At 46.0% G+C, this 23524-nt stretch carries 20 protein-coding genes, 1 tRNA gene, 1 pseudogene and 1 other annotated feature; of the genes and pseudogenes, 9 read left to right on the forward strand and 13 right to left on the reverse strand.

What is annotated here, in order from left to right:
- Positions 1-533 precede the first annotated feature (533 nt).
- Both QOS07_RS07650 and QOS07_RS07655 read right to left on the reverse strand, forming a co-directional pair.
- Positions 534-606: transfer RNA gene (locus QOS07_RS07650), tRNA-Thr, on the reverse strand.
- Positions 607-718: 112 nt separating this feature from the next.
- Positions 719-2155, reverse strand: coding sequence for an APC family permease (locus QOS07_RS07655; RefSeq protein ID WP_283588381.1), 1437 nt, complete (start codon positions 2153-2155; stop codon positions 719-721).
- A 264-nt stretch (positions 2156-2419) separates the two neighbouring features.
- Between QOS07_RS07655 and nth the strand changes: the two genes are divergently transcribed.
- Complete coding sequence (nth, locus tag QOS07_RS07660) at positions 2420-3061, forward strand: endonuclease III (protein WP_283588382.1); 642 nt, start codon at positions 2420-2422, stop codon at positions 3059-3061.
- A 55-nt stretch (positions 3062-3116) separates the two neighbouring features.
- On the opposite strand, the gene QOS07_RS07665 is transcribed toward nth, so the two are convergent.
- The 6 genes from QOS07_RS07665 to QOS07_RS07690 all read right to left on the reverse strand — a co-directional run bounded on the left by QOS07_RS07665 (position 3117) and on the right by QOS07_RS07690 (position 9264).
- Entirely contained in the window at positions 3117-3872 is a 756-nt protein-coding gene (locus QOS07_RS07665; RefSeq protein ID WP_283588383.1) for a sulfite exporter TauE/SafE family protein, read from the reverse strand.
- A 17-nt stretch (positions 3873-3889) separates the two neighbouring features.
- The gene (locus QOS07_RS07670; RefSeq protein WP_283588384.1) at positions 3890-5080 is read right to left on the reverse strand and encodes an MFS transporter; all 1191 of its coding nucleotides are present in this window, start codon (positions 5078-5080) and stop codon (positions 3890-3892) included.
- A gap of 109 nt (positions 5081-5189) precedes the next feature.
- Positions 5190-6134, reverse strand: a complete 945-nt coding sequence (locus QOS07_RS07675) for an L-lactate dehydrogenase (protein ID WP_283588385.1) — start codon at positions 6132-6134, stop codon at positions 5190-5192.
- Between the two features lie 389 nt (positions 6135-6523).
- Positions 6524-7543, reverse strand: a complete 1020-nt coding sequence (locus tag QOS07_RS07680; RefSeq protein ID WP_283588386.1) for a zinc-dependent alcohol dehydrogenase family protein — start codon at positions 7541-7543, stop codon at positions 6524-6526.
- Positions 7544-7599: 56 nt separating this feature from the next.
- Entirely contained in the window at positions 7600-8010 is a 411-nt protein-coding gene (locus tag QOS07_RS07685) for a VOC family protein (protein WP_283588387.1), read from the reverse strand.
- Positions 8011-8274: 264 nt separating this feature from the next.
- Positions 8275-9264, reverse strand: coding sequence for a LacI family DNA-binding transcriptional regulator (locus QOS07_RS07690; RefSeq protein ID WP_283588388.1), 990 nt, complete (start codon positions 9262-9264; stop codon positions 8275-8277).
- A 142-nt stretch (positions 9265-9406) separates the two neighbouring features.
- Positions 9407-9650, forward strand: a binding site (T-box leader).
- A 78-nt stretch (positions 9651-9728) separates the two neighbouring features.
- Here QOS07_RS07690 and QOS07_RS07695 point away from each other — a divergent pair.
- From QOS07_RS07695 to QOS07_RS07715, 5 genes and pseudogenes are all read left to right on the forward strand, one after another.
- Positions 9729-10589 (forward strand): annotated as a pseudogene (locus QOS07_RS07695) (MetQ/NlpA family ABC transporter substrate-binding protein).
- 11 nt (positions 10590-10600) lie between these two features.
- Positions 10601-11665: a methionine ABC transporter ATP-binding protein gene (locus QOS07_RS07700; protein WP_283588389.1), complete on the forward strand. Its 1065-nt coding sequence runs from the start codon at positions 10601-10603 to the stop codon at positions 11663-11665.
- Positions 11658-12347 carry a methionine ABC transporter permease gene (locus tag QOS07_RS07705; RefSeq protein ID WP_194176992.1) on the forward strand — a complete coding sequence of 230 codons (690 nt, stop codon included), beginning with the start codon at positions 11658-11660 and terminating at the stop codon, positions 12345-12347. Before QOS07_RS07700 ends, QOS07_RS07705 begins: the two co-directional genes overlap by 8 nt.
- A 20-nt stretch (positions 12348-12367) precedes the next feature.
- Positions 12368-13507: an ArgE/DapE family deacylase gene (locus QOS07_RS07710; RefSeq protein ID WP_283588390.1), complete on the forward strand. Its 1140-nt coding sequence runs from the start codon at positions 12368-12370 to the stop codon at positions 13505-13507.
- A gap of 474 nt (positions 13508-13981) precedes the next feature.
- The gene (locus QOS07_RS07715; protein WP_408613353.1) at positions 13982-15439 is read left to right on the forward strand and encodes a PTS galactitol transporter subunit IIC; all 1458 of its coding nucleotides are present in this window, start codon (positions 13982-13984) and stop codon (positions 15437-15439) included.
- Between the two features lie 84 nt (positions 15440-15523).
- Here the strand turns inward: QOS07_RS07715 and msrB are convergent, their stop codons facing one another.
- Complete coding sequence (gene msrB, locus QOS07_RS07720; RefSeq protein WP_062812550.1) at positions 15524-15955, reverse strand: peptide-methionine (R)-S-oxide reductase MsrB; 432 nt, start codon at positions 15953-15955, stop codon at positions 15524-15526.
- A gap of 126 nt (positions 15956-16081) precedes the next feature.
- Here msrB and QOS07_RS07725 point away from each other — a divergent pair, with 126 nt between their 5' ends.
- Positions 16082-16213, forward strand: a complete 132-nt coding sequence (locus tag QOS07_RS07725; RefSeq protein ID WP_003713613.1) for a hypothetical protein — start codon at positions 16082-16084, stop codon at positions 16211-16213.
- 197 nt (positions 16214-16410) lie between these two features.
- Here QOS07_RS07725 and QOS07_RS07730 read toward each other — a convergent pair whose 3' ends face one another.
- The 4 genes from QOS07_RS07730 to QOS07_RS07745 form a co-directional block, all read right to left on the reverse strand.
- Complete coding sequence (locus QOS07_RS07730; protein WP_283588391.1) at positions 16411-17547, reverse strand: alkaline phosphatase family protein; 1137 nt, start codon at positions 17545-17547, stop codon at positions 16411-16413.
- Entirely contained in the window at positions 17544-17786 is a 243-nt protein-coding gene (locus QOS07_RS07735) for a hypothetical protein (protein WP_283588392.1), read from the reverse strand. Before QOS07_RS07735 ends, QOS07_RS07730 begins: the two co-directional genes overlap by 4 nt.
- A gap of 114 nt (positions 17787-17900) precedes the next feature.
- Entirely contained in the window at positions 17901-18425 is a 525-nt protein-coding gene (locus QOS07_RS07740; protein ID WP_283588393.1) for an Rpn family recombination-promoting nuclease/putative transposase, read from the reverse strand.
- Between the two features lie 1238 nt (positions 18426-19663).
- Positions 19664-20065 carry a hypothetical protein gene (locus tag QOS07_RS07745; protein ID WP_283588394.1) on the reverse strand — a complete coding sequence of 134 codons (402 nt, stop codon included), beginning with the start codon at positions 20063-20065 and terminating at the stop codon, positions 19664-19666.
- 245 nt (positions 20066-20310) lie between these two features.
- Here QOS07_RS07745 and QOS07_RS07750 point away from each other — a divergent pair, with 245 nt between their 5' ends.
- Both QOS07_RS07750 and QOS07_RS07755 read left to right on the forward strand, forming a co-directional pair.
- Positions 20311-21855, forward strand: coding sequence for a glycosyltransferase (locus QOS07_RS07750; protein ID WP_283588395.1), 1545 nt, complete (start codon positions 20311-20313; stop codon positions 21853-21855).
- A complete protein-coding gene (locus tag QOS07_RS07755) occupies positions 21855-23357 on the forward strand; it encodes a glycosyltransferase (RefSeq protein WP_283588396.1) in 1503 nt (500 codons plus the stop codon). Before QOS07_RS07750 ends, QOS07_RS07755 begins: the two co-directional genes overlap by 1 nt.
- Positions 23358-23524 lie beyond the last annotated feature (167 nt).

Consider the following 23524-nt stretch of genomic DNA (forward strand, 5'->3'; position numbering starts at 1 on the left):
TTGAGGTAACACCATTAAAGACCTTGATGGGTTTTTCTGTCCACTTAAATGTTCAACTTAAATTTTACAATCTGCCAAACAGAAAACCGCCCAGTAAAAGCCAGACGGTCAATTGAAACACTAATTCATACCATAATTATATAGTAACTATTTTTAATACATAATTATTCCACTACCAGATACGATTGGCACTTACTGGTAGCAGTTTTTATTTTGCGCTAAGATATCACGATATAACAAAAAAGTGCACTGGTAACCACCAATGCACAAGTGCCGTTTATAGGAGCTGATACCCTTGAGGGTGTACTCTGTTTGCGCTTGGCTGGTGGTGTATGGCAGTACACCAGAATAGGAGCGCTTAAAGCTAATTTATCAGCCCAACTATTGAATATAATATATCCTTTAGTACAGCTATATTATAGCATGAATTAGCGTTTCAATCGACCGTCTAGCTTTCAGGCTGGGCGGTTTTTCTGTTTTTTACTCCACTTTCTTGATATGCTACTGATCGTTCATTTTGACTCGATATAAAAAGCCGCCTGGCAGAGTTGAACTGCCGTAGCACCCTTACCATGGATGTGCTCTACCTATCTGAGCTAAGGCGGCACCTAAATTATAACTGACTTGAGTGTCAGCAACAACCACAAAGCGACCGCCCAATATTTGTCTTCTCCACAAACATTGGACGGTCGCAAGTTTCTTTTACCAATATCAATACTTATTTATCTTGCTGCTTTTTAGCTAAAAATGAGTGCCGCATACCGTACCCAAAGTAAATTAGCAGACCAAGCACAAACCAGATTCCAGCATATAACTTAGCTTGGTAGTCTAAGCCCATAAAAACGAAGAGTGCTGCTAGGAAGCCTAATGCTGGCATTACCGGATAAAATGGCATCTTAAATGATGGATCCGTGATATCCTTACCTTCCCGGCGGCGCAATGCGTAAATCCCTAATGAGACAAACATGAAAGCAATCAGGGTCCCAGCAGAAACCAACTGTGACAGAAATGCAAACGGGAAGAAGGCTGCAATCACAATTGTAACAATCGTTAATGTCCACAGCGCACGGTTAGGACGACCACTCTTATCCAGTTTACCAACCCATTTTGGCAACATACCGTCACGGCCGAAGGAGTAAATTAACCGGGAACCAGCCAGGCTCATCCCAATTAACGCAGTAAACATACCAACAACCGCAATTGTTTGGACAACAACAGCTACGCCACCATGGCCAGCAGCCCGCAGTGCCAGGCCAACCGGTTCAGCACTATTAGCATACTTGCTGTAAGGCAGAACCCCCATCAGAACCATCGCAACGGAAACGAAAAGAACCACGGCAATTAACAGTGAGCCGAGGATTCCACGGGGCATTGTCTTTTGTGGATTAATTGCTTCAGCCGAGTTGGCAGCAATTGAGTCAAAACCAATGTACGATAGGAAAATCATTGACACCCCGGCATAAATTCCCTGCCAGCCACCAAATGGACCATTGGCTGTTTCATGGTACTTAGGAATAAATGGAACATAATTGCTTGATTTAATTGCGGTCATCCCCACAACCACGAAGAGCAGGATAGCAAACACCTTCAGGCAAACCAACAAGGTTTCAACCCGTGCCGCTTTAGAAGCACCGTTGGCAATCAGGATTGCAACTAGGGCAATCACAACCACGGAAATGATATCCACCACACCGCCTTCAGTACCAAAAGCATTAGACAGTGATGCCGGTAGCTTAATTCCAGCCGGCGCTAATAAGGCCCGCAGGTTGGCGGACAACCCAGCGCCAACAAAGGCTAGCGCAATGAAGTATTCAGCTAACAGCGCCCAACCGGCAACCCAACCAAAAAATTCGCCAAAAACAACGTTAATCCATGAATACGCTGAACCCGCAAACGGCATTGCCGCCGCCATTTCAGCGTAAGCAAAGGCAACTAGCCCAGCAACAATCGCAGCAACAACAAATGAAATTGCGACTGCTGGACCAGTATGCATTGCTGCCACTTCACCAGGAAGAGTAAAAATGGAAGCAGACACAATGGTTCCGACACCAAGGGCGAGAAAGTCCCGAACCTTCAATGATCGAACTAAGTGACCGTCTTTATTTTCATAAACACGCGGGTCTTCTTTGCGTGTAATTGTTTTCCAAAAACTCATGACTCTTCCTCCTTTTTAATTAAAATCTTATTAGAATCATAAGAAAAACTTTAATTTATTCTACCAATCGTTTCACCGCTGGTCAAATAGTATTTTCACTTGTAAGCCTTTTCTTCAAAATCCCAATCTTTCAGTCTTTTAGCAATGCCCGTCAGCTTAACTATTATGTGCTTGTGAAAAAATAATAATTTTTACTAGTTTCTCTCATTTTGCTGTTATCAGGAGTAAACTGAATCTTAGATAAGTAATCATGAGGTGAAGTAAATGCTGACTAACCACGAAATTAACGACGCACTTAAGACGATGCGAAAAGAGTATCCCGATGCCGGAACGACCCTGACTGCCGATACCCACTTTCACTTCCTTTTGGCAGTTATCCTTAGCGCCCAGTCCACGGACCAATCGGTAAACAACCTGACACCGGCCCTGTTTGAGCGCTTCCCACTACCAAAAGACCTTGCCGCCGCAGAACCGGAAGACGTTGAGCCATACATCAAGCGGCTTGGCCTTTATCACAATAAAGCCAAGTACCTGGTCAACTGTTCGCGAAAACTGGTGACTGACTTTGACGGTCGGGTTCCACGAACCTTAAAGGAACTGACTTCCTTACCGGGGGTCGGTCGCAAGGTGGCCAACGTTGTAATGGCGGAGTGCTTTAACATCCCCGCCTTCCCCGTTGATACCCACGTCAGCCGGGTGGCACGTCGTCTTGCAATGGTCCCACCCAAGGCATCCATCCTGGCAATTGAAAAGAAGCTCCGGGAAGCAGTACCGGAGGAGAAGTGGCTTGATGCCCACCACAGCATGATTTTCTGGGGTCGCTACCGCTGCATGGCGCGGAATCCGCGGTGCAATGACTGTCCACTACTGCCGATGTGCATCACTGGGCAACAAAATGTGATTTAAGCAAAAGAGGTACAAAGCTCGTAACTGAACTTTGTACCTCTTTCCTATTCTATAATTAACCAATTGCCGTTTTAATCCCCATCACGATGATGAAGACACCCATAAATAATTTAACCAAGCGGGCACGGTTGGGCTTGGCCGTCATCCAGAGGACCACTGGTGGTGCCATAAATGCCCCGACCAGCGAACCGGCAATCAGGCCACCAGCCGCACGCCAATCAATGGTGCCACTACTGATATGGAGCACGACACCAACGATTGACATCTCAACCAGGGCATAGGATGAAGTTGCCGAAGCAGCAGCCATCGATGCTCCCAACAAGAGCAAACCGGTGGTGATTGGGCCACCTCCACTTAGCCCGGCAATTCCAACCATCAAGCCGCCCATGATGCCGTACAGGACACTAGCCGTTTTGGCAGAAATCCGGGCATGCTTTTTATTATTCTGGCGGTAAACCTTGTACACCAACTGTGCCCCAAGGAAAGCCAGGATAAGACCAATGATTACCTTATATACCCGCTCTGGCAAAAATGGTGAGATAAAGTACCCGATGAAGATACTGGGAATGGCAGCAATCATCATCCGGTTACCCAGGCTAAAATTAATCAGCCCCCGCCGGTAATATGACCAGGAGCCCATGATTAACGCTGGAAGGGAAGTCACAATTGAGGTCGCTGCAGCCGCGCTAGGCGATAACTGAAAAATTGCCGTTAAAACGCCAAGGTAAATCGCACCCCCGCCACCGCCAAGCGAGATGACAAAGATACCAACGGCAAGACCGACAACAACCATCAACAATAAATTTCCCACAACAACTTCCTCTTTTCCTATGCTTGTGCGTTACGTAAATGCTGTAAGCTAAAGGTAATGATAAACGATACCAGCAAGAATGCAATTACGATCCAATATGGGTATTGGTAATTAATATCAAGCAAAGCCCCAGAAATCAGCGGCCCAATAATGTTACCAACACTGGTCAGTGACATATTGACCCCGTTTAACAATCCCTGGTTATCCTTACTCATCTTCGTTAGCAAGGTAGTAATCGCTGGCCGCAGCATATCGAAAGCTTCAAAGACGACCAAGGTTGCCACAATCAGTTGCCAGTGGGAATGGTCGTAAATGACAAAGACAGTTCCAATGGCACTAGCAAAGAAGCAGTAACGAATCACCCGTACTTCACCCCACCATTGAACCATCCGGTCGAATAGGAACACCTGAAGAACTAGGGAAATGATTCCGTTCAAGGTTAAGACCAACGCAATCGTCTGAAGGTCAAAGTTGTGGACTTCGTTAACGTACAGGCTGTAAATACTTTCAAACCCAGCTAAACCAAAGGCCATGATGAAGATCATCAGGAAAAGCGTAATCATCACGGGGGTCATCAATTTCTTAACCTGAGCCCAGCCACCTTCCAGTAGCTCATTTTCTGGATTATCGGTCGTGCTCTTAAAGCGCTCATTGTCATCCCGCGGTAGCAATACCATGGCAACAAAAGTACTGACTAATCCCAGTATTCCGGCAACCCAGAACGGGAACTTATAACTGATATTAGCCAAGATACCGCCAAGGCCCGGGCCCAAAATCAGGCCACCACTAAAGGCCGCAGACAACCAGCCAATTACCTTAGCGCGGTCCTTCACGCTAGTCAGGTCGGCCGCCAGGGCCATCGATGTTGGTACAAACATAGCGGCAGACAGCCCATCGACCGCCCGCGAGAGGTCAAATAGCCAGAGGTGACTTGCGGCCGCAAAGACAAATTCTGCTAGCGAGAAAACCAGCAAGCCCCACACCAGCATTGGCTTCCGTCCTGTCTTATCCGAGATCCGGCCCACCACTGGTGAGGCGATGAACTGAACAAAGGCAAAGAGCGAGGACATTACCCCCATGTCAAATGCTGAAAAATGATATTCATTTTTGATAAATGGCATTACCGGGAAAATCAGGCTCATCCCCAAGCAAATCAAGAATTCACAAAAGATGACGACAGCAATTATCTTCTTCACTTCTTTAGTCATTTGTTACTGTTCCCTTTCATTTAATTTAGCCAAAAGAAAAGCGGTGCCGCAAATGCGACGCCACTCTTCGTGCGTTAATGAATAGTGTAACATTAACAATTATAATTGACTAGTTTTCTGCCTTTTTGTTAGCTTCCAGACTTTCTTGGTACTTTTCCTTGATGAAGTTAGCAGACGTTTGTAATTTGTCCAGTTCCTCATCGGTTAAGTCTAGTTGAACCTGTTCTTCAATCCCGTCGCGGCCAACCACTGCTGGGTATGACAGGTATGAATCATATTCTTTACGGAAGTTAGAAACCGCCATGACGGTCCGGGAACCAGAAAGAATGGTGTTAACCAAACGAACAGCGGCAGTTGCCACCCCATAATTGGTGTACTTCTTACCTTGGAAGACCTTCCAGCCACCCATCCGGGCTTCGTGATCCAGTTCTTCAAGGTCTAAGCCGCGTTCCTTAGCCAACTTGGTAATTGGTTGTTCGAGGACCCGGACAGTGGACCAGGCAGTGAATTGTGAATTACCGTGTTCACCAAGGTTGTACCCTTCCACGGAACGGGGGTCAACGTTGAGTCGGTCGGCTACCGCCCGTTTCATTCGGGCAGAATCAAGCAGGGTTCCGGTCCCCATAACATGTTCCTTTGGCAATCCGGTTACTGACTGGTAAATTGAAGTAATGACGTCCACGGGGTTAGTAATGACGACGATCTTACCATTAAAGCCACTTTCCTTAATCTTCTTAGCAACTTCCGGAACAGCCTTCCGGGTAAATGGTAATTCGGCAAAACGGTCAGCGTTCGGGTTGTCTTCCAGCTTAATATCACCGATTGCGGAGACGATGACATCAGTATCCTTTAATTGACTGTAATCATTTACAAAGATATTGGTATGGTAGAGAAGATTCGCCATAGCGTCCTTAAAGTCAAGCGCGTCGGCATTAACCTTCTTTTCATTAGTATCAATCAAGACCAAGTCATCAGCAAAACCATTAGCAACGATATAATGGGCAACGGTTGAGCCAACGTTCCCCATCCCGATTACTGCTACTTTTCGTGTCATTATTAAGACCCCCTTTCATTAATTTAAAATGTTAAAATTCTAATTAGATTTTAATATACCACGTGAGTTGGGGAATGACTAGTGGAAATTAAAAACAAATTCGGAAAAGCCTCTTAGTTCGCGTTTATTGTGTAATATTAAAAAGAGGAGACTGTGACAACTCTGATGCCACAGTCCCCTCTTTTAGCTCCGAATATTACAGAGATATCGCGTGCCACAACCCCAGGGCCTTAGTGTCTAGCTACGGACAATCGCTAGCCCGTTCCGTTAACAACGTCCTATGCTAGCCATACCAAATAGGCTAACTTCGTGTCGCAGGCCCTAAGCAGGGTTGTGTCACAGCTCCCTCTAGTAAAGTAGCTAATTCAGTTGTTTAACTATTAGTTTTATTAAGCGTCTTCGCCGGCAACCTTAACAATGGCCTTTGAAATGTGGCCAAGCTTACCACTAACAAAGTCTTCAACGTGGGCAAAGTCAAGAACGTTGGAGATCAGTGGCAATGGGTCAACGTCACCGGATTGTAGCAACGCAATTGAGTCTTCGAAGGTGTATGGGTTGATGAATGAGCCTTGGATGTGCAGTTGCTTTTGGTAAACCTTGTAAGTGTTAACCTTGAATTCAGAGTCAGGGTTACCAACACCAAACATCAGAACTTGACCACCACGACGAGCAGCTTCAACGGCTTGTTCTTGCGTTTGTGGCAGACCAACCGCTTCAACAACGATATCATAAGTATCTGGCTTGATGGCATCAGGGTTCTTAAGGTTGTTGATGGTCTTGAAGCCAAAGTGCTTACGGTTGTTTTCAAGCTTCTCGTCGGAAGTACCAGCTAAGGTAACTTCCTTCACGCCGCGGGACTTCAGGATTTGGGCAATCAATTGACCTTCGAAGCCATCACCGATGATCAAAGCGGTTTGGTATGGGTGGGTTTCAAGCAAGTCAACACCGTGGGCAGCACATGAAATTGGTTCAATAACCGCAGCGGCTTCCAGTGAAACATTGTCTGGAACATGGTAAACAACTTCTTCTGGCGCAGTGAAGAATTCAGCAAAGCCACCATCACGGGTAACACCAACCGCGTCAAGGTGTTCACACAATTCTGGACGAGAGGTCCGGCAGTAGAAGCACTTGTGGCAGTAAATGTTAGGGTCAACGCTTACCCGGTCACCAACCTTGAAGTCTTCAACATCGCTACCAACAGCGGCAACCACACCGGAGTTTTCGTGTCCTAAAACAATCGGTGGAACAGCGTCGGCAGAACCTGGCAGACCATTATAGAGGGCCTTATCAGTACCACAAATACCAGCCCAGGCAGTGTGAACTAACACTTCGTTTGGCTTAACTTCGGGCTTCTTGTAGTCGTCCTTAACTTCAAGCTTCTTAACAGCAGTCATAACTAATGCTTTCATGAGATTTTCCTCCTCAATTGCACTGAATCTTATTCTGATAAGGTCCCGTGTACTAACTAATCCTTTACAACTTCACAAAATTCAATGGTTTCATCATTAGGTCCAACAATGTTGAAGAACTTAATACCGTGCTTCCAGTAGTCGAGGTGTTGTACTTCGTCTTCCTTAACATTGAAGCCTTCCTCCTTGGCAGCCTTGTAGGCACCGTCGGCATCTTCAACGTTAAGTGAAATATGGTTAATTGCACCAGTCTTGTGAACAGCGCCATCGCTATCCCAGATTTCCAGCATCAAGTGGGCGTACTTCATAAATACAACTTGGTGTCCTTGGTCGTCAGTATCGAATTGCCCCTGCTTCTTAAATCCTAACTTTTCCCAAAAAGCAACCGTCTTCTTAAGGTCATCAGTTGGAATCCCAACATGGGCTATATCATCAAAATATCCTGCAAGGCTTTTATTAAATGCCATTGCGAGACACCTCCTCGAAATTTGTTTATTTCTCTTAACGATTCTTATGATAGGGCTTACATTCTAATATGTCAACCGGTTAACACCTACGAAAACGTTTGTCATTTTGCAGTAGCAACCGGTTAACATGATGAAAATCGTTCAGCCAGTAGGAATGGAACCACTTTTATTTTTACTAGTAAAAAATAAAAAACTGGGAAGAAATTTCTTTTATTTCTTCCCAGTTTCTGATTTTATACCGCAATTGTGCAGAGAAGGCTCTAACTATGCCGTAATCCCTTCAATTAATTTTACTGGCAGTTGGATTGACTTATTATTAATTTGTTTACCATTAATTCGCTCTTGAAGCAGTTCTACCGCTGTCGCCGCCATCCGGTCAATTGGCTGCTGGACCGTGGTTAACTCTGGTAGAAGTGTCCGGGTCATATTAGCCCCGTCAAAGCCTACCACTTTCAGGTCGGCTGGAACCTTCAGCCCCCGTTCACGAGCTACCTGCATGATTAGGCTGGCGTTCGTATCGTTATCCGCAAAGATTCCATCAACTTCAGGGTGTTCATCAAATAAGCGCCGGAAGATTGCCAGTTTTTCATCGACCGAGCTATCAAAGTTAACTTCATATGTAACAGACTGACGGTGGTGCTTTTGCATCAGTTCCTCATAGGCCCGGCGCCGTTCTAAGTTTGGCGAAGGAAGACCATGGGGGTAATTTGTGTGGATGATGTGCTGACAGCCATCCTTCAACAATCGGTCAACCGCTAGCACCCCACCAGCATAGTTATCCGCTGCTACTACGGGGATATCCTTACTAACCCACCGTTCGATCGATACAATGGGGAGCTGGGTGTCACGATACTGCTTAATTCCCTGGTTGTGGGCACCGACAATCAGCCCATCAACCTGCCCGTTCAGCAGCTGACGGAGGTATTCTTTTTCCCGTTTCGGGTTATTCTGGCTATTGCCCATCAGAACCCGGTAGCCACGCTGGTAAAGTTCCCAGTCAAGCCGGGCCTCAAGCTGGCCAAAAAATGGGTTGTCAACCGTTGGGAAGACCAATCCCACTAGTTTTGTCCGCTGCTGGTAGAGCTGGCGGGCAATTACGTTTGGTCGGTAATGTAGTTCTTCCATCGCCTGGTGTACCTTATCAATTGTTGCCTGGCTCAAGTAGCCACGGTTGTTAAGCACCCGTGAGACAGTCGTTTTTGACACGCCCGCAAGTGCCGCCACGTCTTCAAGTTTTACTGATTGCTTTTTCATCTTGTCCGATCCTCATTATCTATTTAAGATCATTATACTCTGTTAAAACCTTTAACCCTACCCTCATCTAAAAAATATTAAAAAATGCGTTGACATGAATGAGAATATCATTATAATTAATGTCAATAAATTAATCGAACGTTAAAACATATCGAAAGGCAGAGTAGACGCCGAAGCTGTTCAGAGAGTTGCTGGCTGGTGTGAAGCAATGAGTCTAAGCGTTGAAGATGGGCCTGGAATGGTACCGGTGATTGTTAGCCGGTAACGGGTTAGCACACGTTACAAGTGCTGGGTAATTCTAATCATTTTATTAGAGTAACCCATTAAGGTTGGGCCAGTGATGGTCTGACGAACAAAGGTGGTACCGCGAAGCATTCGTCCTTTTATCTTAGGACGGGTGCTTTTTTTGTTGCAATGTTCGGTTAATTAACATTCTGAATAAGAAATGAAAGGGAGTTTTTACTATGAAGAGAAGAAAGAAAAGAAAGAAAAGAAATGCAATTATTTGGGCCGTTGTGGTCGTTGTTATTTTAATCGCTGGTTACTTTAGTTTTGTTCGTCCCCACCAACAAGCTGCTAAGACGGTGACGGTCGGGATCATGGCTTCATCCAAGGCTGATGATAAAATTTGGAATTCAGTTGCCAAGACTGCTAAGGACAAGTATGGGGTAACGGTTAAGTTCCGCCGGTTCACCGACTACAACCAACCAAATAAGGCCCTGCAAAACGGTGACGTTGACCTGAATGCCTTCCAGCACAAGCTCTTCTTATAATCTTGGAATAAGGCCCACCACACAGACATTGTTTCTGATGGTGACACCTTCATCACCCCAATCCGGGTCTACTCCAACAAGTACAAGAGCATCAAGGACCTGCCTGATAGCGCAACCATTGCCGTACCAAATGATGCTACTAACGAATCACGGGCATTGTTTGCATTGAAGAATGCCGGCCTCTTCAACTTAAAGAAGGGCACCAAGTTAGCAACTGCTTCATCCGTAATCGATAACAAGAAGAACATCAAGCTCAAGGAACTGGCTGCCGACCAAACTGCTCGTTCATTGGACGACGTTGACGCCGCCGTTGTTAACACTAATTACGCCCAAGCTGCTGGCTTGAACTACAAGAAAGCCATCTTCGTTGAACCACTTAACCATGATTCTGCCCAATGGGTTAACATTATCGCCGTTAAGAAACAAAACAAGAACAACAAGGCTTACAAGGACGTCGTTAAGGCTTACCAAACTGCCAAAACCAAGCAATTAATCAAGAAGTACTACGGCACCTCTGAATTACCAGCATGGGACCGCAACTTCAACAAGTAGGAGGTTAGAGTATGGCGAACCCAATTATTGACTTACAAGACATTAACGTCACCTTCAAGCAGGGCAAAGAAGTTGTCCATGCGGTAAAGGACGTGTCGTTATCAATTGAGAAAGGCGATATTTACGGTATCGTTGGTTACTCCGGGGCCGGTAAATCAACCCTGGTCCGCACCATCAATTTGCTGCAAAAGCCAACTGATGGTTCCGTCACTATCAATGGCGAGGCCTTCTTCAAGGACCACCAGCAGCAGCTGTCCAATAAGGAACTACAAAAAAAGCGGCGGAATATCGGAATGATTTTCCAGCACTTCAACCTCTTGAATGAAACCTCGGTGATTGAAAACGTCCTCTTCGCGCTCAAACACAGCGACCTGGACGACGACGCCCAGGAAAAGAAGGCTTACGAGCTGCTCGAACTGGTCGGCTTAAAAGACAAGGCAGAATTCTACCCTGTCCAGCTGTCCGGTGGTGAACAGCAGCGGGTTTCCATCGCCCGGGCACTGGCCAACGACCCGGCCATCTTGATTTCGGACGAAGCAACGTCAGCCCTCGACCCGCAAAATACTAACCAGATTTTGGACCTGCTCAAGAAGCTCAACACCGAACTAGACTTAACGGTGGTCCTGATCACCCACGAGATGGACGCCGTCAAGCGGGTTGCAAACAAAATTGCGGTCATGGAACATGGGCAAATCATTGAACGGGGTCCCCTGCAAAAGGTCTTCTTGCAGCCGCAACGGGAATTGACCCGGCAGTTCGTCGGCGGGTCCCTGGCGGCTATCGATACCCTCAAGGCATTTGACCTCGACCAGCTAACGGCCGACAAGGACCTCTTCCAACTGGTTTACAACGGCAATAACGTCACTAAGTCGATCATCATCGAGCTCTACAAGAAGCTCGGTGTAGAAGCAAGTATGCTCTACGGGAACATCGAAGTTCTCGGGGGCGAACCGGTCGGGACCCTGTTCGTTGTTATTAAAGGCGATGAGCAGCAGCGCCAGGCCGCCGTTCAGTTCCTGCAAGATAATAAGGTTACCGTAACAAAGATTGATGATAGGAGGATTTGGCATGAGTAGTTTTTTACCAAACGTCGTACAGCTCGGCTGGGGAGGCGATAATGGCTGGGGAACCTCCATCGGCCAAACCATCTACATGACCGTCTGGCCGGCCATCATCGGGGGCCTGATTGGTCTCGCCTTCGGGGTCGCCCTAGTCGCTACTGAACCCGGGGGTATCCTGGAAAACCGCCTGGTCTTCAATATCTGTGACAAGGTCGTTTCAGTCTTCCGGGCCATTCCGTTCATCATCTTGCTGGCCTTCATCGCCCCAGTGACCCAGGCCATCGTGGGCACCCAGATTGGGACCACCGCCGCTCTCGTTCCCCTGTCCATCGGTTTCTTCGCCTTCTACGCCCGGCAAGTCCAAGTAGCGCTCAAGAGCGTGGACCAGGGTAAGATCGAAGCGGCCCAGGCGATTGGTTCTACCAACAAGGATATCATCTTTGACGTCTACCTCCGTGAATCACGGTCAGAATTAGTCCGGGTTTCCACCGTTTCCCTGATTAGCCTGGTCAGTCTGACCGCCATGGCCGGGGCAATTGGCGCCGGGGGCTTAGGTAACACCGCTATTTCATACGGTTACGACCGTTTCAACAATGACGTGACCCTGGTAGCGACCCTGCTGGTACTCTTATTTGTTTTGATTATCCAAGTCATCGGTGACCTCTTAGCCAAGAAGCTCAACCACCAAGACCGGTAAATTTGTGAGGAGGACGCAAGATGAAAGAAAGCGAACAGGTTCAGATACTGCAAGATTTGATTCGGATTCATTCCGCCAATGGCAACGAAATTGAGGTGGCAACCTACCTGAAACAGCTGCTGGCAGAACACGGAATTGCCGCTCAAATTGACGAATTTGGCGACCGCCGGGCAAACCTGACGGCCCAAATCGGACGGGGCAGTGATGACCGGGTCCTCGGCCTGACCGGCCACATGGATACCGTTGCCGTCAACAGCCCCAAGAGCTGGCAACACGACCCCTTCGGCGGGGAAATCGTGGGCGAGCGGCTTTACGGTCGGGGCGCAGCTGACATGAAGAGTGGCCTGGCCGCTGAAGTGTTAGCACTGATTGAACTCCAGGAGACTGGCGAACTGCCGAACGGAACCGTCAAGCTGATTGCCACTGCGGGTGAAGAACTCGGCACCCCGGGAGCGAACCGCTTAGCCAGCCAGGGCGCGGCAAACGAACTCAGTGCCCTGGTTGTCGGTGAGCCCACCGGCGGGAACGTTATCTTCGCCCACTCCGGCAGCCTCAACTACGAGGTTACCAGCACTGGTAAGACGGCCCACAGCTCGATGCCGGCCCAGGGAATCAACGCTATCACCGGACTGGTAAAGTTTATCAAAGCCGAAAGCAGCCTGTTCGCTGACGCTCCCGTTGACCCCTACCTCGGCAAGGTCCAGCACAGCGTCACCGTGATTGAAGGTGGGCACCAGGTCAACAGCATCCCCGATACCGCGAAGTTGGAGGGGAATATCCGCCCCACCCCGGCCTGTGACAACCAGGAAGTTGCGGCCCGGCTTAACCGGGTGATTGACCAGATCAACCACCAAACTCCCTTTCACTTGAAGCTAAATATTTTCTGGGACTATCACCCCATCAGCACGGACCCCAATAGTGACTTTGTCCAGTCAGCGCTCCAGGCTGCTCAGCGTTTCTTCCCCTCCCCGGTCAAGACCGGAATCATCAATGGGGCAACGGACGCTAGCGTTTTCCGTCGCCAACGGCCAGACCTGCCCGTCATCGTCCTCGGCAGTGACGCCTGGGACGTAGCGCACGCGACTGACGAGTACACGACGATTCCTGCTTACCTTGCGACGGTGAAGACCTACAAACAGATTATCGGGGACTTCTTCTAAATTTTATCAGGGTGTGGGACAGCACTAGCCAGGCTAGTCGTTTTCCCACGCCCTGCTTTTGTTTATTAAGCAGCTAAGCAGATTTGCTTTCGATTCTAAAGCACTGCTGGCACAATCCTTAACTTTTCCTAAGCAAATGATAAGCATTTCACCCTAATTGCTCAGAAAAAAATTAGCTAATTATTATCTTCGCGAAGCGCTATCATTGTTATAATATGAGTGTAAATAAAAGATTAATTAACTAGAAAGGGTGTTTACCATGATGTCAGCTTTAAGTAATGCAATTGCCGTTGTAAGTTTCCTTGGGATTCTGATTGCCTCTGCCGCGGGGATGTTTATGGGTAAACCACAAAATTAATTAACTTACAGAGCAATTATTCATTTTATACCGGCACCGGCCAGGAAAGTTCTTAGCTTTTCTGACCGGTGTTTTTGCTAATGACGTTATAATGGGGATAGTCTAAAGAAGGGAGCGTGCTTTTCTTGCTCGAATTTATTAATCACTTTTTTAATGCCTTTGGTGCCGCCGTGGTGGTCCCAATTATGATCTTCATTATCGCCCTCTGCCTGCGGGTGCCGGTTAAAACAGCCGTCCGTTCCGGCCTTTACGCTGGGGTCGGGCTCACCGGCTTTTCCTGGATTATCGGCGAATTCACCCCGGTAGTCACCAAGATTATCCGGCAGATGGTCGATAATTCCGGTATTCATCTACCCGTCGTTGATATCGGCTGGCAGGCTGGCTCACTCGCCAGCTTCGGTTCCTCGGTTGGGCTGACCTTTTTCGTTTTTGGTTTGATTGCTGAGTTTATCCTCTTCGCGGTGGGCATCACCAAGGTGTTTATGCCTTCTAACCTCTGGAACAATTTTGGCTTTATGATCTGGGGAACGGTTGCGTACTACGTTACCAAAAACTACTGGCTAGCCCTGGGCCTGTCGTTTTTCATGCTCCTCTACTCCCTGCTGCTGGCAGAAATTCAGGCTGATAGCTGGTCCCGTTACTACAAAGTCAATAACGCGACTGTCTGTGCGCCCCACAACATCGTCCAGACGGTCCCAGCCATCCTTCTGGACCCGCTCTGGAACCTGCTCGGCTTTAACAAGGTGAAGTTCACCCCGCAGAGTCTCCAGCAACGGTTGGGCATTTTAGGTGAGCCAACCGCGCTGGGGGCAATCCTCGGGCTGATTATCGGGATCCTCGGCAACCTTAACCGGCTGGGCAGCTACCAGGCCTGGGCCCAAATTTTACAGTTCGCCGTCCAACTATCCGCCGTAATGACGATTTTCCCCCTGGTCACCAACGTCTTTGCTAAAGCCTTCACCCCATTGGCAGATAGCATTGACCAGCACCGGCAGCGAAACGCTGGAAGTTCTGCTTCCGCTGATTCAGTCAACGATCGCAAGCGCTGGTTTTTGGCCGTTGACGACGGGGTAGGTTATGGTGAGTCAGCAACCATCATTTCGGGGATGATCCTGATTCCAATCATGGTTGCCCTGGCTTTTATCCTTCCTGGCAACCGAGCTCTGCCAGTCGTCGACCTTATCTCCCTGCCGTTCATGGTGGAATCGATTGTCGCCCTCACCAACGGTAATATTCTCAAGGTCATCGCTAACGGAATCGTCTGGTTCAGCATCGGCTTGTACTGTTCCAGCTGGTCGGCCGCGATGTATACCGGGGCCCTCAGACACTACGGCGCCGTAATTCCCGCGGGGATCGTCCTCGTTACCAGCTTCAACCTGATGGCCCGGCCGCTGAACGCCCTGGTTTTCGCCGCGTTCATCTCCCAAAACCCGTACCTGATTGGCAGCTGCATCGTGGTTTACCTAGTCCTCCTAGTAGCCCTCCGCCGCTACCGACCCCAAATCTGGCGCTACCTTCGCCGGATGGCCGACGCGAATGTCGGCACCGTGACGGCAAAAGATAAGCACGTTTAACCCCTGACCGGGCTGGACACCCTTTAAACCAGAATGGTCTCCAGAAGTTGGTAATGTCCACACTTCTGGAGACCATTTTATAAATCATTGTTTAAATAAACGCACGTACTCACCATAACCGGCAGCTTCGAGCTGGTCAGCTGGAATAAAGCGCAGTGCCGCGGAATTGATGCAGTAACGCAGGCCCCCACGTTCCTGGGGCCCATCGGTAAAGACATGGCCGAGGTGCGAATCCGCCTCCCGACTGCGCACCTCCGTTCGTTCCATCCCAAACGACTGGTCGCGTTTTTCCTTAACGGCACGCCGGGCCAGCGGCTTCGTAAAGGCCGGCCAGCCGCAGCCAGAATCATACTTGTCCAGTGACGAAAACAGCGGCTCACCGCTCACCACGTCGACGTAGATCCCCGGCTGGTCAAACTGGTCGTACTTGCCAGTAAAGGGCCGTTCCGTAGCGGCTTCCTGAGTAACGGCATACTGGATGGGGGTTAACTTTTCACGCAGGTTCTTTTTCTCCATCGCAATCCCTCCTTCTGCCCAGCTTACCATAAATCCATCCCTTGCCCCACTATCCTGCTCAGTGCAAATTAGTTGTCAAAGCGACCCGTTCAAGGATAATAGAAGGAAAGTGTTAAGGAGGAGCTAATGTTTGAATTACCAGCTGGGATCGGTCAGGTCCACGCGATGAACGAGTTGTTTAAAGCGGATCCGCGAGTAGCGATTCTCGTCTTAATTCTAATCATCGCCCTGGCCTTTTACTTTAATTCCCGTCGCTAAATAGCTGTCCCATAAACTGAATGAGAGTGGGACAGAACTAGCTTGTCTAGTTCGTCGTCCCACCTCCGCAAAGATGGCTAGGTTGGTCAAATGCTGATTTATCAGCGTTTGACCTGCCAGCCAGCTACTGCGCTGAGGCATTATTAATCTATAAAATAGTTAAGAGGTTGAGTTAATTCCCAGCCTCATTATATTTTCTAAAGCAATAAGGAGCGGAAGCTGTGACCGTAACCGCGCGCTTGGTCGTCAGCTAAGCCAAGAACATCCTGAATCGTTGCCGCGATGTCGGCCAGCGTTGACCTGTCCGCCAAGCGTCCGCCCCGCAGAGATGGCGAGTATGCCAGCAATGGCAGCCATTCCCGAGTACTCCCCTCACCAGCAGAGACCGGATCATTACCGTGGTTAGCCGTGATTAATAATAAGTCGTTAGTGCGAACCAACGGCAGTACTTCTGCCAAGTGGCGGTCGATTTCCATCAAATGCTGACCACTTTTCTCCGGATCCCGCTGATAGCCAGCCCGGTCAATTTCATGTACGGGGACCAGGTATAAGCCGGTAGCCGGGTCTTCGCGCAAGACCATCTGCAGGTCAGAAAACACCGTTGCCCCGGCAATGACCCTCACTGGCTGGTGGGCAGCCCGTACCCGGTCAACCACTGTTGGTTGGGATGGGCGCATGTAAAAGATCCGTTGCTCTGCTGAGCGGTAGTAATAGCGGCCAGGCCCACCAGCGAAGGGACATGTAGTTACCTGCCGAAGGAGACTACTGCCCTCTTCATCGAACCAGTGACGAATGAACCGTCCAAGCCGGGTAAACTCATCGCCCGTAACCGTGGCCTCATGCGCGCTGACCACCATGTCTGAGCCACCACTGGTACTGACCAGTAAGCCACCGGTAGCTACTTGTACATCACCGTAGTCTTCGAGCAGGTGCTGGGGCTGGTAAGGAGCATTGACTAACACCGGCCGGTGAAATTGTCGTTCCAGCTGGTGAACGAAGGCGGCCGAAAAGCCGCTGGGATAGGCAGCGGCGCCCTGTTCACGGACGACCCCCAGTAGTTCCCAGTAGTCCTCAATTGCTGATTTTTCAGAAGTCATCTGCCTTAAACGGCCGTAATAGCTGTGCTCATGAACGACCGGCGGAGTGAAGGCCACTGGATGGAGCGCCGTCAACCCCAGACGCTGCAAAGTCGGCAACTGGAGACGGGCACGGAAATGATCTGCCAAGTGACCAAGGGTATCCGCACCGCTGTCCGAGAAAACGGCAGCGTCGGGCGCCGCACCCAGCCCCAGGCCCTCCACAACTACTAAAATGACTCGCTTGAATTTAGTCATTTACCCTCCCCGTGCTTTTTAAGCCCTTCTACTGCTTGCTGGTAATACTTTTCCGCCTCAGCAGCCGGTATCCGGCGAATAGTGGTCAAGAACTTAATTACTCCATCCGCAGACTGACCACTTCTGATAAGGTCACAAACAAGGTTGAGGCGTTCATCGTTGGCACCTTGTTCATGACCCTTTTTAACAGCCTGACGACGATCATGCTCAATATCCATCTCGTAAACCGTTCGTAACATATACTCTCTCCTCCATTTCCGGTTCTGCTTAACAAAGGCAACTCGTTTTCTTAATTGTACGATGAAATCATCACTCTCATCAACATTACGGCCGGCTAGCAAGTCCAGAAAATTTTACAGTGGCTGACTAACGGTGTGTGACGAGTTCGTTACGTCAAAGCACAAGCTCACCTCCCCATCGCCAAGCCGGTAGCGAGATGAACTACTGTAGATTTCCCGCTCTACCCGGTACCACTGGTTGCCATTGCCGCCCAGGTCAAAACAGCAAAAGAAAATTACGTAAGCATTACGGGCCTGAATGTAGTCTTCCCCCCGTTCATAAGAATCCATCGCCAGGGTTGACTGATAAAAGCGAATCCGTTGGGGTAGGTTATGCTTATTTAGTACCTGCATCTCGACATCGAAGTGCCTTCCCCGGTTATCTTCAGCATAAATATCAAAACGGAGTCCCTTAGCATCATGGGTAGTAACTAGTTCGTGCTGAGTATTGAGAATCTTAATCTTGCGGATCCGTAATGTCGGCAAAACCCGTTTGAGCAACTCTTTAGTAAGCGCCGAATCTAGAAAGGTCTTATTAAAAATGAAGTCATCGCTCAAGTCAGCCTGCGTCCATGCATTTGCTAAATCTTGGCATTGCATGTTAATCCCTCCACCTAATAAATATGGCGGAATCCGCTAATTTAAATTAAGTATAGTTAACTAATTACTTCAGAAGCTAAAGACGCACCGACAAATTCCTTGATTTTTCCTAAGTAATTGCTAAGCAAAAAGGGCAGATTGCTCAGGAAAAAATTAGCTAATTATTATCTTCGGTAAGCGCTACTATTGTTATAATAAGGGTGAAAGATAAGATAATTTTGAAAGAGTGTTTACCATGATGTCAGCTTTAAGTAACGCAATTGCTGTTGTGAGTTTTCTCGTAATCCTGATTGCCTCTATCGGAGGGATGTTCATGGGTAAACCTCAACACTAATTACCATTAATCAGCAATTATTTATTTTCGGGTAATCAAAAATCAATACCTATTAAGCAACTAATTATTTTAGTAAACGGAATTGACTTAGCCTGTAGACTTAAATCAAGTTATGTGGACTTCTTTGCGTCACGATTTAAACAAATAGCTGGACAAGATACTGTAAGAAATTATTACTAAACTATATTTATAGCCAAAACAATCGTATCAAAAATAATTTAATGACAAATATATAATCTTCTTAACGATTACGGTTCCTCTTTAAGAAAAAAATCATAGTAATAATTTACTCCACCGTCTAGGACGCATCTCTTTTAAGGCAGGTAGAGGATCCTTTAAATTAACGAAAAATCAAATCAATTATATTAAGAAAACTAATTTAAAGAAAAAATGTCTCCTAATAGACAATATTGTTTTTGTTCTAAAGTAACAATTCAAAATCGGATTCGATATCCCCAGTATTTATAACTAGAAAAAAGTCCTAACTTGTCTCCTTAATGAAAGTCTATATGAGCTTAAACGTGTAACTGATTTGCTTGTTTGGCAATACCATAAATAAATATTACAACTAGCTTAGTTAATTATCTTGACCTACTAAAGTAAATTAATATACATGTTTTAATTTCACTTTCGAATATTTTTTATCGATTGAAAAGAGAAAACTCTTCTAGTATTAATAAATGGGAAAACACACAATACAGAAAATAATTACCACTAAGGATATAGTATGATTCCGTATCATGTGTTTTTCCATTTACTAAGTTTTTGTACTCATGGAACAAATCACCCAATATCTAAATCGATATTAGGTTGACAATAGATTTCTTCAGCCTGCATTCTCTCCTATCTCAGTATTTCTGTGAATGGCATAACTATCTATTCCTTAGCAATCGACAACAAGCTCTTAGTTCTTCTTACCGTGACGCTTTCGGTACTCTTCACGAGTCATCCCCGTCTCACTGTTTTTAGGATTGGATGATTTCTTTTTACTTTGCTTCTTCGTTGCTTTCTTTGATGAACTTTTACCCATAAAAGACTGACGAGCCGCTTCTCGTAAAATACTGCTCGTTGAAATATTGTTATTGGTAGTCTTTACCGTCGCCTTTTCAATTTCGTCATACGTTGGGAATTGTAGTTTAGCAGCATTATCTTTTAATTCCACCTTTGGTTGACTACTATTGGCAACCTTAAAGTTACTTGTTTTCTGCTCCTCTTTAATCCGTGGATTATTCTTTTGAACTGTTTCTTCTTTACCAACCATTCTTTCAGCAACATTCAGAATATTAGCGGCATTATCATAGTTCATTTTCCTTAATTTTTTCAAATTAGGATCTGTATTTTCGTCACTCTCTAAATACTGTTCCTCAGCCAGCTTGAAATTTTGATTCGTTCTTGTCAGCAGATCTTCCAAATTATCCAAAACAAATTCCTCACTTATTGATTTACATTTTTATTATAAAGCTTTTTCACCATTTAGTCGATTTAACTAAATATCAAATTTCAATTTATGGTAAACTCAAATTGTTACACAGACAAATAGGAGATATTAAAATGATATTCTTTTTCAATGATGGTATTCAGACTAACATGTCTGGTATCGAACACGCGCAAATTCAGCGGTTAAACCTATTTAAGCATTTCCAGCATCCGGCCAAAATTATGACCCGTCAGTACTCTAACGAATTACATGCTGTTACTAACAGTGTTGGCATTGCAGACGATGACTTCATTAATATGTTTGACTACTTTCAAAATGCTGTAAATACGCCCACCAAGACCGTTACCATCAAAGATCTTAATATTAATCCCAGATGGCAACGTAAAGCCGAAGGAATTAATTATAGCTTCTGGCGAAATGGAAAACGGTTTTTATATGTCCGTCGACGTAATGATAACAAAAAATCCATTATAAATGTTCAATATTTTGATCATTTTAATAAGCTCTTAAAAGTTGAATGGTATGATGTACGAGGGTTTATCTCAGTTGAACATATTTATGATTGGACTGGGCATATCGCTACAGAAAATTACTTTACTCCTGATGGCCACATCGCCTTACAAGTCAGTAATCTTAAAAACAAGCGTGATAAAATCGATAAAGCCTACCACCTTTTTAACTTCCGCGGCCAAGATTACCATTTCCAAGGCTTCGACAATTTAACAAGATTCTTTCTTGATAGTTTAGTCACTGATAGGACAATCTGTGGAGATGAACCGGTTGGAATCATTGTTGACCGAATTTTCGAACTAGGCTGGGCTGTATTAAATATGAAGAAACACGTTCCTCGTTATATGCAGCTCCATAATGACCACGTTATTCACAATGAAGATATCCTTCATTCAGCCTTAAACTATAATTACGAATGGGGATTACGTCACATTACCAATTGGGATGGTGTTATCGCGCTTACACCTCAACAGCAAGACGACGTGATCGCTCGATATGGAAAATTAGGTACACCTGTATTCCGTGTACCTAGCGCCGTTATTCCTGATAACGTAATTAATGCCCCGCACATTCCATTTACGAAGCGGAATAAACACCAAGTTGTCACCGTTGCCCGCCTTTCTCCCGAAAAGCAACAGGAACACCTTATCGCTGCCTGGCCAAAAATTCTGGAAAAAGTTCCAGATGCCGAGCTTAACCTATGGGGATACGCAAATGATGGTTACGATAAAAAGCTCGAAAAGCAAGTCAGCGAACTTGGCCTTAAAAAGAGTGTTCACTTCAAAGGATACAGTACAAATGTCGCTAAGATTGATAACGAGGCACAGCTGATGGTCTTGCCAACTCACGTAGAAGGTCTGTCAATTGCCTTAGTTGAAGCCGAAGCACATGGGTTGCCAGCAATTGCTAATGACGTTAAGTACGGGCCAAGCGATATTATTATCGACGGTAAAGATGGCCTCTTAACCAAAGATGGTGACATCGACGGCTTAGCTAAAGCAGTTATTAGTCTTTTAACCAATGAAAAGCGCCTTGCCGAAATGAGCAAAAATGCCTACGAAGATAGTAAGCGTTACTCAGAAGCTAGTGTCATGAAATTATGGCAAACAGTTATTGACGACATTAACAAGAAGGAGGCAACCCACTAGTGTTCTATTTTGTAAATCAGTACCTGCTAAGTAATAATTCCAGTATTGAACATGCTGAAATCAAGCGATTAAACTTATTCAAGCAGAATAAAGTTCCTGCTAAATTAGTTACCCGTGATTACGACAACATTATCCATGCTACCCTTTCGCGATTTGGGCTAACTGACCAACAACTAGTTAACATGTTTGACTTTTTTGCTGGAACAACCGACTTTCAAGGCAAAAAGTACCATGTCGAAGACTTAAATCTACCGCATGATTACCAAGTTAGCAGCGGACGCAATTCGAAAACAATTATGTGGGGCTCCCAATTAATTGCCGAGACGTTCTTTATCGGTGGAACTGTAGGGCAAATTGACCATGTTGATTATTATGATGCAGCCGGCAATATCACTTTGCGACAACGTTACGATATCCGAGGCTTCAAGTCAGTTGACGTTTTCTTTGGTCAAGATAACCAGATCTTTTATGAACGGTATTACCGTCCCAATGGTGAAGTATATCTTGAACGTCACTACGTCCAATCTGTTCAAAATACACCAATTAATTCATTGAATGTGCTAAAAAACTATCATGGTAAAAATTATTATTTCAATGGTTTAGATGAACTCTTCGTATTTTTCTTAAATGAGCTTAACAATGCCGATAAAGAAACTACTAGTTTCATTGCAGATCGTCCGGCAACCACTATTCAGCCTGTTCTGAAAATACAAGGTAACGCAAAAAAATACTTGTGGATTCCAATGAACCATGTCAATGATGGTCAAGACTTCTTTAGAGGGCCAGTCAACCAAATGCTACTGGCCCCGCTCACCACTCAATTGAAGCAATGGGATGGCATCATTGTATCAACCCAACGGCAAAAGAAGGAATTATTAAAACGAATCGGTAAGAATGCTCCAATTTACGTTATCAACGCTTCACCGGCAGCTACAGTTACAAAACACATTCCAATTAATCAACGTTCCACCGGTCAAATTATTTATGTTGGTCGCTTAGGTCCGGATAAGCAGACAGATCAATTAATTAATATATTTTCTCAAATCCACAAAAAAGTGCACGGCAGTCACTTAACCCTTTACGGATATGGTAATCCTCAAGATATGGAAAAATATCATGAATTAGTTTCCAAAGAGCACTTAGAAGATGCCGTCAACTTCGCAGGATATCAAGTTAAACTAAACGATGCCTATAACGATGCGCAACTCTTTGTTGATGCAAGCCGAATTGATAACCAACCATTAGCAATGGTTGAAGCGCTCAACTACGGTGTACCAGTTGTTACTTATGACTACCTTTATGGTCCATCTGAGCTTATTCAAAACGATACTAACGGCTATCTAATTCCACTAAATAATCAGAAGAAGTTTGTCAACCAAGTTATCAACTTACTTAAGAATCAAGAAAAGCTACAACAGCTGAGTAATGGTGCTTACGACAGCATTGAGCCCGTAAGCGACGATAATACTTGGCAACAATGGCAAAAAATTATGAATATTTAAATTCCAAGCTTGTATAAACATCTATATATTTCGGCTCTTCGTCAAGAATTACTGATAAGAAAACAGAATAAGTTTTTATACTACGAAAAAGTGTAGAGGGCGGCTGTAAAATGTAGGAAATCGGCGGTTTAAAATTGTCGGTTTTCCTGCATTTTTTGTATACTCAC

Source organism: Limosilactobacillus viscerum (assembly GCF_947387525.1).
In the GTDB taxonomy this organism is placed as follows: domain Bacteria; phylum Bacillota; class Bacilli; order Lactobacillales; family Lactobacillaceae; genus Limosilactobacillus; species Limosilactobacillus viscerum.

Excerpts from the sequence above, each read along its gene's own strand:
- QOS07_RS07655 (WP_283588381.1), bottom strand. The coding sequence starts at position 2,155 with ATGAGTTTTTGGAAAACAATTACACGCAAAGAAGACCCGCGTGTTTAT.
- nth (WP_283588382.1), top strand. The coding sequence starts at position 2,420 with ATGCTGACTAACCACGAAATTAACGACGCACTTAAGACGATGCGAAAA.
- QOS07_RS07670 (WP_283588384.1), bottom strand. The coding sequence starts at position 5,080 with ATGACTAAAGAAGTGAAGAAGATAATTGCTGTCGTCATCTTTTGTGAA.
- QOS07_RS07675 (WP_283588385.1), bottom strand. The coding sequence starts at position 6,134 with ATGACACGAAAAGTAGCAGTAATCGGGATGGGGAACGTTGGCTCAACC.
- QOS07_RS07680 (WP_283588386.1), bottom strand. The coding sequence starts at position 7,543 with ATGAAAGCATTAGTTATGACTGCTGTTAAGAAGCTTGAAGTTAAGGAC.
- QOS07_RS07685 (WP_283588387.1), bottom strand. The coding sequence starts at position 8,010 with ATGGCATTTAATAAAAGCCTTGCAGGATATTTTGATGATATAGCCCAT.
- QOS07_RS07690 (WP_283588388.1), bottom strand. The coding sequence starts at position 9,264 with ATGAAAAAGCAATCAGTAAAACTTGAAGACGTGGCGGCACTTGCGGGC.
- QOS07_RS07700 (WP_283588389.1), top strand. The coding sequence starts at position 10,601 with ATGGCGAACCCAATTATTGACTTACAAGACATTAACGTCACCTTCAAG.
- QOS07_RS07705 (WP_194176992.1), top strand. The coding sequence starts at position 11,658 with ATGAGTAGTTTTTTACCAAACGTCGTACAGCTCGGCTGGGGAGGCGAT.
- QOS07_RS07710 (WP_283588390.1), top strand. The coding sequence starts at position 12,368 with ATGAAAGAAAGCGAACAGGTTCAGATACTGCAAGATTTGATTCGGATT.
- msrB (WP_062812550.1), bottom strand. The coding sequence starts at position 15,955 with ATGGAGAAAAAGAACCTGCGTGAAAAGTTAACCCCCATCCAGTATGCC.
- QOS07_RS07725 (WP_003713613.1), top strand. The coding sequence starts at position 16,082 with ATGTTTGAATTACCAGCTGGGATCGGTCAGGTCCACGCGATGAACGAG.
- QOS07_RS07730 (WP_283588391.1), bottom strand. The coding sequence starts at position 17,547 with ATGACTAAATTCAAGCGAGTCATTTTAGTAGTTGTGGAGGGCCTGGGG.
- QOS07_RS07735 (WP_283588392.1), bottom strand. The coding sequence starts at position 17,786 with ATGTTACGAACGGTTTACGAGATGGATATTGAGCATGATCGTCGTCAG.
- QOS07_RS07740 (WP_283588393.1), bottom strand. The coding sequence starts at position 18,425 with ATGCAATGCCAAGATTTAGCAAATGCATGGACGCAGGCTGACTTGAGC.
- QOS07_RS07745 (WP_283588394.1), bottom strand. The coding sequence starts at position 20,065 with ATGAACTATGATAATGCCGCTAATATTCTGAATGTTGCTGAAAGAATG.
- QOS07_RS07750 (WP_283588395.1), top strand. The coding sequence starts at position 20,311 with ATGATATTCTTTTTCAATGATGGTATTCAGACTAACATGTCTGGTATC.